The sequence below is a fragment of the Devosia sp. genome (assembly GCF_028290645.1).
Taxonomy (GTDB): domain Bacteria; phylum Pseudomonadota; class Alphaproteobacteria; order Rhizobiales; family Devosiaceae; genus Devosia_A.
This window is the reverse complement of record NZ_JAQGJL010000331.1, coordinates 1-13,867: the sequence shown is the minus strand read 5'-3', so window position 1 is coordinate 13,867 and position 13,867 is coordinate 1. Positions and strand designations below refer to the sequence as shown.

Sequence of the window (13,867 nt, the reverse complement as noted above, 5' to 3'; positions counted from 1 at the left end):
GCGACGAACCAGCCTTCGCCGACATCGCCCCCGACGTCTTCGACGAGCCCATCCATCCCGAACGCCTAGCCGCCTACCTGCGCGAGCCCGGCCACCTCATGCTGCTCGCCTTCGACAACGGCATGGTCGTCGGCCAATGCACCGCCGTCATCCACAAGCACCCCGACAAGGTCACCGAGCTCTACGTGGATGAGGTCGGCACCGCCTCCACCCACCTCCGCCAGGGCATCGCCACCAAGATGGTCGAAGCCATGTTCACCTGGGGCCGCGAACTCGGCTGCCGCGAAGCCTGGCTCGGCACCGAACTCGACAACCTCGAAGCCAACGGCCTCTATCGCAAGGTCGGCGGCAAGGGCGAGCAGATGATCTACTATGAGTTCAAACTCTGAGCGCCAACCCGATTCACAGCGTGGTCGGCATCAGCTATGCTGATGGCATGTTGATCGCGAATGAACTTGGCAATCTGTGGGGGAGGGGCGCGTATACAGCGCCCGAGGCTAGTCGGCTGACTGGCGTTCCCGCATCGCGCATTCATCGATGGCTCGAGGGACGCACCCGAGCCTATGGCGATGGCCCGGTGTTTGATCGACCATTATGGACGGCCGAACTGCCGGCGTTGGAAGACAAACTATACCTGTCATTTCGCGATCTCATCGAGTTGCGCGTCGTTGATCGCTTCCGCCAGGCCAAGATATCGCTGCCGTATCTCAGGAAGGTCGTTTCCTCTGCGCAGAAGATATTGAACGACACCCATCCCTTTTCGAACGCAAAACTGAAGAGCGACGGACGCCGCATATATCTCGAGATCGTATCGGGAACCCGAGAGCCAGCCCTGATCGATGTGCTTAGCGGCCAGCATGCCTTCCATTCCATTATTTCTGAGGGGCTCAGGGACGTCGCCTACGATGGCGACGCGGCCGCATATTGGACGCCTGAAGCGGGCCGTGGCGAGGTCGTTGTCGATCCGAATAGATCGTTCGGGCAGCCCGTTCTGATCCACTCTGGCGTCCCTACCGCGATCCTCAGACTCCAGTCCGCGGCCGGAAGATCAGCGAGGGAGATCAGCCGAGCCTTTGAGATAGATGAACGGTCCGTCCGCGCAGCGCTCCGATTCGAAGCGGCCCTCGCTGCGTGAAGCTGCTGATCGACAACAATTTGTCCCCCAAGGTCGCGCGGGCGATACACCAGCTTATTGTCGGCGACGGAGACCTTGCCGTACCGCTGAGGGACAAATTCGATCACTCCATCTCTGATTTGGATTGGATAGCGGCCCTTGCAACTGAGGGCGGCTGGAGTGTCGTGTCTGGTGACCACAGAATCACGAAGAACCGTATCGAGAGGGCTGCTTGGCTACAAACCAACCTGATCGGCTTTTTTCTGGAACCATCGCTGGCGCGGTTGGATCCCCTCAATCAGACCGCAAGGTTAATCTTCTGGATTCCAATCCTGCGGCGGCAGTTGAGCTTGATACGTGGACCCGCGCTATTTGCTCTGCCCCTGAAGGCGACCTCGAAACTTCGACAGTTGTGAACACACCCATCACTCCTCCCCCCGAAGCCATTCGAGCTTGTGCCGCCCCTCGCCCGGATCGCCCAGCAACTGCGCCAGCGCCGGCAGCAGCACCCGCAATTCCCCCTCGAGCGTGAACGGCGGATTGACGAGGATCATCCCCGAGCCATGCAGCCGCGGCGGGTTCGACGCCGGCCGGATGCTCACCTCCGCCCTCAGCATCTTCGGAATGCCGGTATCCCTGAGCGCCGAGATGAAATCGTGCACCGCCCGCGTATCCTTGAGCGGATACCACAGCGCATAGACCCCCGTGGCGAACTTCGTATGCGCCTTCACCAGCCCATCGACGATCCGCTCGAACTCGCCGCGCTCCTCGAACGGCGGATCGACCAGCACCAGCCCGCGTTTCTCCTTGGGCGGCACGTGGGCGTTGAGCGACAGCCACCCGTCGAGGTGGATCACCCGCACCTGCACATCACCCTCGAAGAGCTTCCCCAGCCGCTCGGCATATTCGGGATGCAGCTCCAGCGCCGACAGCCGGTCCTGCGGCCGGAAAAGTTTGCGCACCAACAAGGGCGAGCCCGGATAGGTCGCAAGCTTCTCCCCCGGGTTCAGCTCGGAGATCACATCGAGATACGGCTTGGCCAGCACCTGCGCCTTCTGCGGCAACCCGCCCTTCAGCACCTTGCCGATCCCGTCCACCCATTCCGGAGAGCGCTTGGCGATCGAGCCGGTGAGGTCGTACTGCCCGATCCCCGCATGCGTATCGATCACCCGGAACGCCGCATCCTTCTTCTTCAGATACTCGACCAGCCGCGTGACGATGATGTGCTTCATCACATCGGCGAAATTGCCCGCATGGAAGGCGTGTGAATAGTTCATCCGTGCCTCGCCTGCGCCGTCAGGATCGTCGCCGCGAACGCCGTGAAAATCCCGGCAAAGCTCCAGTTCAGCGCCCGCTCTACCCACTTGCTCCGCTTGAACGCCGCCGCCAGCCACCCGGCCGCAAACACCGTGGCGATCGCCAGCGGGATCGAGATCACGATGAACTCGGCGCCGAGGAAGAACAGCTTACCCGACACCGCCGGGTCATGCGCATCGACGAATTGCGGCAGGAACGTCACGAAGAACAGCACCACCTTGGGGTTGAGGAGGTTGATCCCCACGCCCGTGGCAAAGCTCTGCTTCAGCGTCGGTGGCTTCTTTGCCGCCGTAGCGATCCGCAACCCGCCGCCATGGACGATCGCCTGGTAGGCGAGCCACAGCAGGTAGACCGCCCCGAGAATCTTCAGCACCAGGAACGCCGTCGGCGCCGCGACGATCAGCACCGAGATGCCGAGCGCCGCCAGCGTCGTATGCACCAGCACCCCGCTCATCGCCCCCGCCGCCGAAGCCAGCCCATGCGCCCGCCCATAATTGATGGCCCGGCTCAGCTGCAGCGCCATATCCGGCCCCGGCGTGATCGCCAGGATCACCGCAGCCACCGCAAACGCGAGGAATTCTGTCATTTTGGCGCTCTGCTGCAGAATCTTGGGCCGAGCAATTGCACGGCCAACCCCTCTTGAATAGGGTGCGCGCCGAATTGAGGGCCGTTCTCGGCCCCATCGGGCACAGGACCAGGCCGTTCGGCCTCGGCATCAGGCAAATGAGCAAAGACATCAAGAAAATCGTGCTGTCCTATTCGGGCGGTCTCGACACCTCAATCATGCTGAAGTGGCTGCAGGAGCACTACCAGGCCGAGATCATCACCTTCACCGCCGATCTCGGCCAGGGCGAGGAGCTCGAGCCGGCCCGCCGGAAGGCCGAGATGTTCGGCATCAAGGACATCCGCATCGTCGACGTGCGCGAGGAATTCGTGCGCGATTTCGTCTTCCCGATGTTCCGTGCCAATGCCCTCTACGAGGGCCAGTATCTGCTCGGCACCTCCATCGCCCGCCCGGTGATCGCGCGGCACCTCGTCGCCATTGCCGAGGAAACCGGCGCCGATGCCATCGCCCATGGCGCGACCGGCAAGGGCAACGACCAGGTCCGCTTCGAACTCACCGCCAATGCCCTGAGCCCCGGGCTCAAGGTCATCGCGCCGTGGCGCGAATGGGACCTCCGCTCGCGCACCGCGCTCCTCGCCTACGCCGAAAAGAACCAGATCCCCATCGCCAAGGACAAGCGCGGCGAAGCCCCGTTCTCGGTCGATGCCAACCTGCTACACACCTCTTCGGAAGGCCTCGTGCTCGAAGACCCGGCAGTGCCGGCACCCGACTACGTGGCGCAGCGCACCGTCGATCCCGAAAAGGCCCCCGACGCGCCCGAGATCATCACCATCGGCTTCGAAGAGGGTGATCCGGTCTCGGTCAACGGCGAGAAGCTTTCGCCCGCCATGCTGCTCACCCGGCTCAACGAGCTGGGCGGCAAGCACGGCGTCGGCCGGCTCGACCTCGTCGAGAACCGTTTCGTCGGCATGAAGAGCCGCGGCCTCTACGAGACGCCGGGCGGCACCATCCTCCTCGCGGCGCATCGCGGCATCGAATCCATCACCCTCGATCGCGGCGAGGCGCATCTCAAGGACGAGCTGATGCCGAAATATGCCGAGCTCATCTATAACGGCTTCTGGTACTCGCCCGAGCGCGAGATGCTGCAGGCGCTGATCGACAGGAGCCAGGAGTTCGTCACCGGCGAAGTCACGGTCAAGCTCTACAAGGGCTCGGCAAGTGTCATCGCCCGCACCTCGCCCTACTCGCTCTATTCGATGGACCTCGTCACCTTCGAGGAAGGTGCCGTCGCCTATGACCACAAGGACGCCGAGGGCTTCATCAAGTTGAACGGCCTGCGTCTGAAGACCTACGCCGCCCGCAACCTGAAGTTCGGCAAGAAATGACCGGCGACGGCCGCGCGTGAAAGACGGCCGCGCCTCCCACCATGAGATGCGTGTTTCTGCGTGGCCGGCCGGCGGTATTTCTTGCCGGCCGGCGGCGTCAGCGACTGGTTGATTGCGCACTAACGCATAGTGCGACCAATATTTATCACTCATTAACCAAGAAATACCGACACTGCGGGCGTGTTCATCGCGTACCCGGAGTAGAGTCATGCGTATACTTGGCCTCGCCACTTGTGTCCTGCTCGCCGGCGCGCTGCCTGCGGCAGCAGCCAATGTCGATTTCAGCGGCACCGTCACGGCCAGCTGCTCCATTGTTGCCAGCACCAACGGCACGCTGGCGCTGGACCTCGCCACGGGCGACACGCTCGGCTCGGACGAAACCGGCGGCGTGGCCGGCAGCGTCACCATCCTGTCGATCGGCAACTCCACCCTCACGGTCGGCGCGCCCACGCGCACATCCTCCGCGCCAGTCGGATACGTGACGGCCAACGAGGTCGTCGAAGTCTCCTATGCCGGTGCCTCCGGGCTCAGCGCCGTCACCCAGGCCTATACGACGAGCCAGACCAGCCGGCCCCTTGGCACCATTGCGGCCTCGGTGCTGACCATCAACAACCGCATCACCAACACCAGTGGCTTCCCCGCCGCCACCTATACGACCCGAACCGTCGTCACATGCGCGCAGCCCTGAACCACATCGCCATCGAGGTCCTCGCCTTTGCGGCACTGCTGGCGCCGCCGCCGGCGCTTGCCTGCTCGCTCAACCTGAATGCGCCCGGGACGCTGCGCGCGTCGAGCGACAACACCGTGCTCGGGTCCGAGGTCAACGGCACCACCCCGGGGACAATGACCAGCATCCTCTCCCTTCTCGACGGCACGGCGACGATCGATGTCGCGGCGCCGACCCGCACGCAGTCGCCCGCCGGCTACAACGCCGCCGCCGAAACCCTGCAGGTCGCCTACAACGCCACCGCGGTGCTCGGGCTCTTCCCTGGCGCCAGCCAGACCTACACGGGCACGACGACCAGCTTCCACGCGACGGGCGTGCTCGCCGGCCTGACGTTCACGATCACGCTCAACAACCGCATCCTCAACCCCAACGGCTTTGCCCCCGGCACTTACACCACGAGGACCGTCGTCACATGCCATCCCTGAAGCTTGCCATTCTGGCCATGGCGGTTGCCACCGGGCTCGCGATTGCCGCCCCGGCCGCCGCGCAGTCGCTCTCCCCGCTCGAGAAATCGGGGGTGACGCCCTCCGACAAGAAGGCGTTCCGGCTGACCATCGGCAACCCCTACAACCGGCGCATGACCTTCGTGCTCGTGCCGCTGGCCCCCGACTACAAGACGCCGATCGACGGCGTCGTCATCAGGCCCGCCGAACTCACCATGGCCCCCGGCTTCTCGCGCCAGGTCATCGTGACCTTCGACATCGACCATAAGAAAAGGGAGCGGACAATTGCGCTTTGTGTCATGCCTAAAGCGTTGGATGGCCCGATCCTGCCGCGCGTCTGTGGTCGTTACACTGGCCGCATGTCCGGCCGCGGCGGCTGACGGCCTGATGCTGCCGCCGCCCCCGGTCGGCCCCGGCGGCGAGGACTCGATCACCACCTCCGAGGGCGTGCGCTGCAGCCAGTCGATCAACTCGTCCGGCGGCTACCTTGATCTCGGCGTCGCCGGAGGCGACCTGTCGAACTACTACGACAGCGGCGGCGACTTCGGCAGCGACAACGGCGCCCCGCAGAGCGCCGTGGCCTATGCCCGCGTCATCATCCCGCTCGGCGAGGCTCCCACCCGGCTCAACTGCGCCCGTCTCTACGAACTCGAGATCCAGAAGCTCAAGTCCGAGATCGAGATGCTGAAGGTAGGGCTCGAATAGCGCCCCCGGCGTCTAAAGCGTTCCTTAACCACCCATAGCTAGCGTGCCGTGCTGATTTCGGGGATTTCGGGGGCCTGAGCAGAAGTGAAGGCGCTATCGGTCGATTCCGTTCACAAGGCCGCCGACACGCTGCTGCTCGATGCGGCGCTGCAGTCGGTGCCCTACGGATTCTGCGTCTGGTCGACCCAGTTCAGGCTGGTGATGTTCAACCGGCATTATCTCGACATCTACGGCTTCCCCTCCCGCCGCATCCGCAAGGGCATGACGCTCGAGGCCGTGGTCCGTCTCTCCGCCGAGATGGGCAATCACCCCGACCAGACGCCGGAGGAGTTCCTCGCGGCCTACAAGGCGGAACTGCTCGGCAACCGTGGCGGGGCCCGCGCCAAGGTGCGCGAGCGCGTCGCCGGCGATCGCTGGCTGGAGACCGCCCACGCCTTCTCCCCGGGGCTGGGCTGGGTGGTGACCCACGAGGACGTCACCGAGGAGATCGCCTCCTCCGAGATCATCCAGAAGCGCAAGCGCGAGCTCGAACGCCAGAACATCCGGCTCGACGCGGCGGTCAACAATATCTCGCAGGGCCTCTGCATGTACGACCCCAAGGGTCGCCTGGTGATCTGCAACCAGCCCTACCAGCGCATCTACAAGCTGCCCGAACACCTGCTCAAGCCCGGCACCAGCTCGACGACATCCTCGGCTACCTGTTCGACGAAGGCATGCAGGCCGGCCCCAACCGCGACGACTACGTCCGCTGGCGCCGCGAGGTGATCGCCCGCGGCGAATACGGCAAGAACATCCACGAGCTCAACGGCCGCACCATCATGATGCAGCACCATCCGATGAAGGATGGCGGCTGGGTCACCACCCACGAGGACATCACCGAGCAGCGCCAGCACGAGGAGCGCATCCGCCACCTCGCTCGCCACGATGCGCTGACCCAGCTGCCCAACCGGGTGCAGTTCCTCGAGGAGATGGCGGCCGCCGAGCCGGGCCTCGCCCGTGGGGAGCACATCGCCGTGCTCTGCATCGATCTCGACCACTTCAAGTCGGTCAACGACACGCTCGGCCACTCGCTCGGCGACAAGCTCCTGCAGCAGGTCTCGGCCCGCCTCTGGGGCGCCACGCGCGAGAATGACCTCCTTGCCCGCCTCGGCGGCGACGAGTTCGCGCTGCTCTTGCGCGGCGTCGACAACCCGGCCGAGGCCGCTGCCATTGCCGAGCGCATCGTCAAGGCGATGGCCAACCCCTTCACCATCGACGGACACCAGCTGGTGATCGGCACCTCGGTCGGCATCGCCATGGCCCCGCAGGACGGCGACACCTCCGAAATCCTGATGAAGAACGCCGACCTCGCGCTCTACAAGGCCAAGAACGAGGGCCGCTCGACCTACCACTTTTTTGAATCCGGCATGGATGCCGCGATCCAGAAGCGCCGCACCATCGAAGCCGGACTGCGCCTCGCGCTCGCCAAGGGCGAGCTCCGCCTGGTGTTCCAGCCGCTGGTCGGCCTCAAGGAAAACCGCATCACCTGCCTCGAAGCGCTGCTGCGCTGGGACACCGCCGACCGCGGCACCATCTCCCCCACCGAGTTCATCCCCATCGCCGAGGAAACCGGCCTCATCGTCGCCATCGGCGAATGGGTGCTGCGCGAGGCCTGCCGCACCGCCGCCGGCTGGCCCTCCGACGTGCGTGTCGCCGTCAACCTCTCCCCGGTGCAGTTCAAGAACAAGCGCCTGTTCGAAACCGTCGAGGCGGCCCTGCGCGACACCGGCCTCGCCCCCACCCGGCTCGAACTCGAGATCACCGAGTCGCTGCTCCTCTCCGACAACGAGCCGACGCTCAAGACCCTCCACAAGCTGCGCGCGCTGGGCGTCCGCATCTCGATGGACGATTTCGGCACCGGCTACTCCTCGCTGAGCTACCTGCGCTCCTTCCCCTTCGACAAGATCAAGATCGACCGCTCCTTCATGCGCGATTTGAAGGCCAAGGGCGACAGCCTCGCCATCATCAAGGCAGTGATCGGGCTCGGCCAGTCGCTCGGCATGTCGACCACCGCCGAAGGCATCGAAACCGAGGAACAGCTCGCCGCCGTCCGCGACCAGGGCTGCAACGAAGTCCAGGGCTTCCTGTTCTCGCCCCCGATCAGCGCCGAGGCCGTCACCGACATGCTGGCCGGGCAGGCTGGCGCAAGCCGCCGGAGGCTCCACCGCGTCTCCTGAGAGGCGGCCGTCCGCGCCCCGCAACCCAGCCATACGGCGAATTGTCTTGAGAATGTGACACTGGTCCGATATGGGGCGCGGCTAATCTCCCGAAATCTGATCGGCCGTCCCTCATGTCCTTGCGAAACATCGCAATCATTGCCCACGTCGACCACGGTAAGACCACCATGATCGACGTTCTGCTCAAGCAGTCGGGCTCGTTCCGCGATAACCAGCGCGTCGAAGAGCGTGCCATGGACTCGAACGATCTCGAGCGCGAGCGCGGCATTACCATTCTGGCCAAGGTCACTTCGCTGGTCTGGAAAGACACCCGCATCAACATCGTCGACACCCCCGGCCACGCCGATTTCGGCGGCGAGGTCGAGCGCATCCTGTCGATGGTCGATGGCGTGGTGATCCTCGTCGATGCCGCCGAAGGCCCGATGCCGCAGACCAAGTTCGTGCTCGGCAAGGCCCTCGCCCAGGGTCTCCGCCCCATCGTCGCGATCAACAAGATCGACCGCCCCGACGAGCGCCATCTCGAAGTGCTCGAAGAGATCTTCGACCTCTTCATCGCCCTCGACGCCACTCCCGAGCAGCTCGATTTCCCGGTGCTCTACGGCGCCGCCAAGCTCGGCTGGATGAGCGAAAAGCCCGAGGGTCCGAAGGAAAGCCTCGCGCCGCTGCTCGACAAGGTGCTCGAATACGTTCCGGAGCCGAAGGTCGAAGCCGGCCCGTTCCGCATGCTGGTCACCACCATTGAGCGCAACCCCTTCCTCGGCCGCATCCTCACCGGCCGCATCACCTCCGGCACGGTCAAGGCCGGCGACGCCATCCACTCGCTCGGCCGTGACGGCAAGGAAGTCGAAAAGGGCCGCGTCAGTAAGGTTCTCGCCTTCCGCGGCCTCGAGCGCACCCCGGTCGATATTGCCGAGGCGGGCGACATCGTCGCGATTGCCGGCCTCGAGACCTCGACGGTCGCCGATACCCTCACCGTCCCCTCGGTCAACGAGCCGCTGCCGAGCAAGCCGATCGACCCGCCGACCCTGTCGGTCACCTTCCGAATCAATGACGGCCCGCTGGCTGGCCGCGAAGGCGACAAGGTGCAGTCCCGCGTCATCCGCGAGCGCCTGCTGCGCGAAGCCGAAGGCAACGTCGCCATCAAGATCACCGAAGGCGAGGACAACGACTCGTTCGAAGTCGCCGGCCGTGGCGAACTCCAGCTCGCCGTGCTGATCGAGAACATGCGCCGCGAAGGCTTTGAACTCACCATCGGCCGCCCGCGCGTCGTCATCCGCGAGGAGAACGGCGAAAAGCTCGAGCCGATCGAGGAAGTCATCATCGACGTCGACGACGAGCACACTGGCGTCGTCGTCCAGAAGCTCACCGAGCGCAAGGGCGACCTCGTCGACATGCGCCCTTCGGGCGTCGGCCGCACCCGGCTGCGCTTCTACGTCCCCACCCGCTCGCTCATCGGCTACCAGCCCGAACTCTTGAGTGACACCCGCGGCACGGCGATCTTCAACCGCCTGTTCCACGCCTACCAGCCCTACAAGGGCCCGCTCCCCGGCCGCCGCACCGGCGTGCTGATTTCCAACGGCACCGGCCAGGCCGTCACCTACGCGCTGTGGAACCTCGAGGAGCGCGGCCCGATCATGATCGACGCGGGCGTCGACATCTACGAGGGCATGATCATCGGCGAGCATAGCCGCGAGAACGATCTCGAAGTGAATGCGCTCAAGGGCAAGCAGCTGACCAACATCCGCACCACGTCGAAAGACGAAGCGGTCCGCCTGACCCCGCCCAAGAAGCTCACCCTCGAACAGTCGCTCGGCTACATTGCCGACGACGAGTACGTCGAAGTGACGCCCAAGAGTATCCGCCTGCGCAAGATCTGGCTCGACCCCAACGACCGCAAGCGCATGATGCGCGCCCAGAAGGCGGGCTAGCCACCGTTCCACCCGCACACTCGATGTCATCCCAGCGAAAGCTGGGACCCATCGGGCAGCGGGCGCTGGCGGATAGTTGGGTCCCTGCTTTCGGGAGGGATGACACCGAGGTTGAGGGACCCATGGCCACCTGGATCATCGAGACCATCACCAATTTCGGCTATCTCGGCATCTTCCTCCTGATGCTGGTCGAAGCGGTGTTCCCGCCGATCCCGTCCGAGCTGATCATCCCCTTTGCCGGCTTCTCGGCCGCCCAGGGCAACCTCGATTTCATCGGCGTGGTGATCGCCGCGAGCCTCGGTTCGGTCGCCGGCATGGTCCCGTGGTATCTCCTGGGGCGCCTCTTCGGCCTCGCCCGGGTCCGCGCCCTCGCCGATCGCTTCGGCCGCTGGTTCACCCTCAATGGCGACGAGATCGACCTCGCCACCGGCTGGTTCCGCCGCTTCGGCCCGTGGATCGTGCTGTTCGGCCGCCTGCTGCCGATCATCCGCACCCTCATCTCGGTGCCCGCCGGCCTCGCCAGGATGCCGGTGCCGCTGTTCTTTGCTGCCTCGCTCGCCGGCATCCTCGCCTGGAACACCATTCTCGCCGGCGCCGGCTACCTCCTCGCCGAGCACTACGACCTGGTCGAATCCTGGCTCGACCCGCTGACCCTCGTGGTCTTCGCCGCGGTCATCGCGCTCTACCTCTATCGCCTCGTCACCTGGCGCCCCGGCAAGGCCAACTAGCCGAGCCGGCTGCGGAAAATCGCCGGCCCGGCTTGCCCCCCGCACCCCGGACCCCTAAATAGGGCCGATACACCCCGGGGCCCCGTGATGATCTACGCTTTGCTGCAGACGCTGAACCTGATCCTCAACCTGATCTGGTGGGTATTCCTCATCATGATCATCATGAGCTGGCTCATCAGCTTCAACGTGATCAACACCCGCAACCAGTTCGTCGCCAGTGTCTGGCGCGTGCTGAACCAGATCACCGACCCGATCCTCAAGCCGATCCGCCGCGTCGTCCCGCCCATGGGCGGGCTCGACCTGTCGCCGCTGATCGTCTTCATCATCATCTTCTTCCTGCAAAGCCTCATCGGCTACTACGCCGCCCGCGCCGCCATCGGCGCACTCTGACGCCTCGCGAGCGGCGCGCGACTGGATCAACAGGCGCCTGGTCCCCTTGAGGCAGAAGGCGGCCGAAGGCCGGATGAGGGGTCTGCAATACCTGGCGTTGAGCGACCGACAGGCGACGAACTGCACCGCTCCTCGCGCCCCCGCTCCCCTGAGGGGAGAGGGTCAGGGTGAGGAGTTCAGCCCATCCCCGCGCGCGCCCCGCAACGCCACCCCCGTCCCGCGCCACACCCCCGCCTCAAACCCGTTGCGCACCCCGCGACGATTTGGCACAAGTTTCGCCAAGCGATCGTCGGGGGGCGAGGAGGAGCGGCCACACGCCGCTGCAACTATGGAGCGTTCCCCGTCGACGCCACACTGAGGGAACATTCGTTATGACTCTTTTGCTCTGGGCGATCGTCGTTTGCGGTCTGCTCTCCATCGTATACGGCGTCGTCACGACGCAGGGCCTGCTGAAGGCCGATGCGGGGTCCGCCCGCATGCAGGAGATTTCCGCCGCAGTGCGTGAAGGCGCCTCCGCCTATCTCCGCCGCCAGTACACCACCATCGGCATCGTCGGCGTGGTCATCTTCATCCTCGCCTTCTTCCTGCTCGGCGCCTACGCCGCCATCGGCTTTGCCATCGGCGCCATCCTTTCCGGCGCCGCCGGCTTCATCGGCATGAACGTCTCGGTGCGCGCCAATGTGCGCGTCGCCCAGGCGGCGACCAAGTCGCTCGCCGGCGGCCTCGATCTCGCCTTCAAGTCCGGCGCCGTCACCGGCCTCCTCGTCGCCGGGCTCGGCCTCCTCGGCGTCGCGCTCTACTTCATCGTCCTCACCCAGTTCCTCGGCTACGAGCCGACGAGCCGCACCGTCATCGACTCGCTCGTGGCACTCAGCTTCGGCGCCTCGCTGATCTCGATCTTCGCCCGTCTCGGCGGCGGCATCTTCACTAAGGGTGCGGACGTCGGCGGCGACATGGTGGGCAAGGTCGAAGCCGGCATCCCCGAGGATGATCCGCGCAACCCCGCCACCATCGCCGACAATGTCGGCGACAATGTCGGCGATTGCGCCGGCATGGCGGCCGACCTGTTCGAAACCTACGTGGTGACCATCGTCGCCACCATGGTGCTGGCCGCCATCGTCCTCCCCGATGCCTACAAGCTCATGGGCATGGTGCTGCCGATCGCCATCGGCGGCGCCTGCGTCATCACCTCGATCATCGGCACCTATTTCGTGAAGCTCGGCGCCTCCAACAATATCATGGGCGCACTCTACAAGGGCATCATCGCCACCGGCGTGCTCTCGCTGGTGGCGTTGCTCCCGGTGCTGTGGCTGGTCTTCGGCGACCTCAACGCCGCGCTCGGCACCGCCGAGAAGGCGTTCACGCCGTGGAGCCTGTTCTGGTGCGGCGTCGTCGGCCTCGTCATCACCGGGCTGATCATCGTCATCACCGAATACTACACCGGCACCGGCCGCCGCCCGGTCAACTCGATCGCCGAAGCCTCGGTCACCGGCCACGGCACCAACGTCATCCAGGGCCTCGCGGTCTCGCTTGAATCCACCGCGCTGCCGGCCATCGTCATCATCGCCGGCATCATCGTCACCTATAACCTCGCCGGCCTCTTCGGCATCGCCTTCGCCGTCGCCACCATGCTGGCGCTGGCCGGTATCGTCGTTGCCCTCGATGCATTCGGCCCGGTCACCGACAATGCCGGCGGCATTGCCGAAATGGCCGGCCTCGACAAGGAAGTGCGCCACAATACCGACGCGCTCGACGCCGTCGGCAACACCACCAAGGCCGTCACCAAGGGCTATGCCATCGGTTCGGCCGGCCTCGGCGCCCTGGTGCTGTTCGCCGCCTACACGCAGGACCTGCAATACTTCGTCGCCAACGCCGTCGAGGGCTCGTTCTTCTACGGCATGCAGGCGGTGAACTTCTCGCTCGCCAACCCCTATGTCGTGGTCGGCCTGCTGTTCGGCGGCCTGTTGCCGTTCCTCTTCGGCGGCATGGCGATGACCGCCGTCGGCCGCGCCGCGCAATCGGTGGTGGTGGAAGTGCGCCGCCAGTTCAAGGAAAAGCCGGGCATCATGGCCGGCACCGACAAGCCCGATTACGGCAAGGCCGTCGACATGCTGACCAAGGCGGCGATCAAGGAAATGATCGTCCCCTCGCTGCTGCCGGTGCTCTCACCCATCGTGGTGTTCGTCGTCATCTACTGGATCGCCGGCAAGGCCTCCGCCTTCGCCGCCCTCGGCGCCATGCTGATGGGCGTGATCGTCACCGGCCTCTTCGTCGCCATCTCGATGACTGCCGGCGGCGGCGCCTGGGACAACGCCAAGAAGTCCTTTGAGGATGGCTTCACCGACAGCC

16 protein-coding genes are annotated in these 13,867 nt (G+C 65.1%); 14 read left to right on the top strand and 2 right to left on the bottom strand.

Annotated elements, in window-relative coordinates:
• The 3 genes from JWQ89_RS17715 to JWQ89_RS17705 all read left to right on the top strand — a co-directional run.
• Positions 1-389, top strand: a 389-nt coding sequence (locus JWQ89_RS17715; RefSeq protein WP_366144021.1) for a GNAT family N-acetyltransferase, incomplete at its 5' end; no start/stop codon positions are given.
• Positions 390-409: 20 nt separating this feature from the next.
• Positions 410-1,135, top strand: coding sequence for a DUF433 domain-containing protein (locus tag JWQ89_RS17710; protein WP_299643106.1), 726 nt, complete (start codon positions 410-412; stop codon positions 1,133-1,135).
• The gene (locus tag JWQ89_RS17705; protein WP_299643104.1) at positions 1,132-1,530 is read left to right on the top strand and encodes a hypothetical protein; all 399 of its coding nucleotides are present in this window, start codon (positions 1,132-1,134) and stop codon (positions 1,528-1,530) included. The genes JWQ89_RS17710 and JWQ89_RS17705 overlap by 4 nt, the downstream gene beginning before the upstream one ends.
• A gap of 9 nt (positions 1,531-1,539) precedes the next feature.
• Here JWQ89_RS17705 and rlmJ read toward each other — a convergent pair whose 3' ends face one another.
• Both rlmJ and JWQ89_RS17695 read right to left on the bottom strand, forming a co-directional pair.
• The gene (rlmJ, locus tag JWQ89_RS17700) at positions 1,540-2,391 is read right to left on the bottom strand and encodes a 23S rRNA (adenine(2030)-N(6))-methyltransferase RlmJ (protein WP_299643103.1); all 852 of its coding nucleotides are present in this window, start codon (positions 2,389-2,391) and stop codon (positions 1,540-1,542) included.
• Positions 2,388-3,017 carry a LysE family translocator gene (locus tag JWQ89_RS17695; RefSeq protein ID WP_299643101.1) on the bottom strand — a complete coding sequence of 210 codons (630 nt, stop codon included), beginning with the start codon at positions 3,015-3,017 and terminating at the stop codon, positions 2,388-2,390. The genes rlmJ and JWQ89_RS17695 overlap by 4 nt, the downstream gene beginning before the upstream one ends.
• Before the next feature lie 137 nt (positions 3,018-3,154).
• On the opposite strand from JWQ89_RS17695, the gene JWQ89_RS17690 reads away from it, so the two are divergent.
• The 11 genes from JWQ89_RS17690 to JWQ89_RS17640 form a co-directional block, all read left to right on the top strand.
• A complete protein-coding gene (locus tag JWQ89_RS17690) occupies positions 3,155-4,381 on the top strand; it encodes an argininosuccinate synthase (RefSeq protein WP_299643099.1) in 1,227 nt (408 codons plus the stop codon).
• A gap of 208 nt (positions 4,382-4,589) precedes the next feature.
• Complete coding sequence (locus JWQ89_RS17685) at positions 4,590-5,069, top strand: hypothetical protein (RefSeq protein WP_299643098.1); 480 nt, start codon at positions 4,590-4,592, stop codon at positions 5,067-5,069.
• Positions 5,054-5,533: a hypothetical protein gene (locus JWQ89_RS17680; RefSeq protein WP_299643097.1), complete on the top strand. Its 480-nt coding sequence runs from the start codon at positions 5,054-5,056 to the stop codon at positions 5,531-5,533. Before JWQ89_RS17685 ends, JWQ89_RS17680 begins: the two co-directional genes overlap by 16 nt.
• The gene (locus JWQ89_RS17675) at positions 5,521-5,931 is read left to right on the top strand and encodes a hypothetical protein (protein ID WP_299643096.1); all 411 of its coding nucleotides are present in this window, start codon (positions 5,521-5,523) and stop codon (positions 5,929-5,931) included. The genes JWQ89_RS17680 and JWQ89_RS17675 overlap by 13 nt, the downstream gene beginning before the upstream one ends.
• Before the next feature lie 7 nt (positions 5,932-5,938).
• On the top strand, positions 5,939-6,256 hold the full coding sequence (locus tag JWQ89_RS17670) for a hypothetical protein (protein ID WP_299643094.1): 318 nt from the start codon (positions 5,939-5,941) through the stop codon (positions 6,254-6,256).
• 84 nt (positions 6,257-6,340) lie between these two features.
• Positions 6,341-7,021 (top strand): PAS-domain containing protein, encoded by a 681-nt coding sequence (locus tag JWQ89_RS17665; protein ID WP_299643093.1) that lies wholly within the window; start codon positions 6,341-6,343, stop codon positions 7,019-7,021.
• Positions 6,970-8,472, top strand: a complete 1,503-nt coding sequence (locus JWQ89_RS17660) for an EAL domain-containing protein (RefSeq protein ID WP_299643091.1) — start codon at positions 6,970-6,972, stop codon at positions 8,470-8,472. Before JWQ89_RS17665 ends, JWQ89_RS17660 begins: the two co-directional genes overlap by 52 nt.
• Positions 8,473-8,585: 113 nt before the next feature.
• Entirely contained in the window at positions 8,586-10,400 is a 1,815-nt protein-coding gene (typA, locus tag JWQ89_RS17655) for a translational GTPase TypA (RefSeq protein WP_299643090.1), read from the top strand.
• A gap of 122 nt (positions 10,401-10,522) precedes the next feature.
• The gene (locus JWQ89_RS17650; RefSeq protein WP_299643089.1) at positions 10,523-11,128 is read left to right on the top strand and encodes a DedA family protein; all 606 of its coding nucleotides are present in this window, start codon (positions 10,523-10,525) and stop codon (positions 11,126-11,128) included.
• Positions 11,129-11,218: 90 nt separating this feature from the next.
• Entirely contained in the window at positions 11,219-11,518 is a 300-nt protein-coding gene (locus JWQ89_RS17645) for a YggT family protein (RefSeq protein WP_299643108.1), read from the top strand.
• Between the two features lie 371 nt (positions 11,519-11,889).
• Positions 11,890-13,867, top strand: a 1,978-nt coding sequence (locus tag JWQ89_RS17640) for a sodium-translocating pyrophosphatase (RefSeq protein ID WP_299643088.1), incomplete at its 3' end; no start/stop codon positions are given.

Coding starts and splice junctions, on each gene's coding strand:
- rlmJ (WP_299643103.1), bottom strand. CDS start 2,391: ATGAACTATTCACACGCCTTCCATGCGGGCAATTTCGCCGATGTGATG.
- JWQ89_RS17695 (WP_299643101.1), bottom strand. CDS start 3,017: ATGACAGAATTCCTCGCGTTTGCGGTGGCTGCGGTGATCCTGGCGATC.
- JWQ89_RS17690 (WP_299643099.1), top strand. CDS start 3,155: ATGAGCAAAGACATCAAGAAAATCGTGCTGTCCTATTCGGGCGGTCTC.
- JWQ89_RS17685 (WP_299643098.1), top strand. CDS start 4,590: ATGCGTATACTTGGCCTCGCCACTTGTGTCCTGCTCGCCGGCGCGCTG.
- JWQ89_RS17680 (WP_299643097.1), top strand. CDS start 5,054: ATGCGCGCAGCCCTGAACCACATCGCCATCGAGGTCCTCGCCTTTGCG.
- JWQ89_RS17675 (WP_299643096.1), top strand. CDS start 5,521: ATGCCATCCCTGAAGCTTGCCATTCTGGCCATGGCGGTTGCCACCGGG.
- JWQ89_RS17670 (WP_299643094.1), top strand. CDS start 5,939: ATGCTGCCGCCGCCCCCGGTCGGCCCCGGCGGCGAGGACTCGATCACC.
- JWQ89_RS17660 (WP_299643091.1), top strand. CDS start 6,970: ATGCAGGCCGGCCCCAACCGCGACGACTACGTCCGCTGGCGCCGCGAG.
- typA (WP_299643090.1), top strand. CDS start 8,586: ATGTCCTTGCGAAACATCGCAATCATTGCCCACGTCGACCACGGTAAG.
- JWQ89_RS17650 (WP_299643089.1), top strand. CDS start 10,523: ATGGCCACCTGGATCATCGAGACCATCACCAATTTCGGCTATCTCGGC.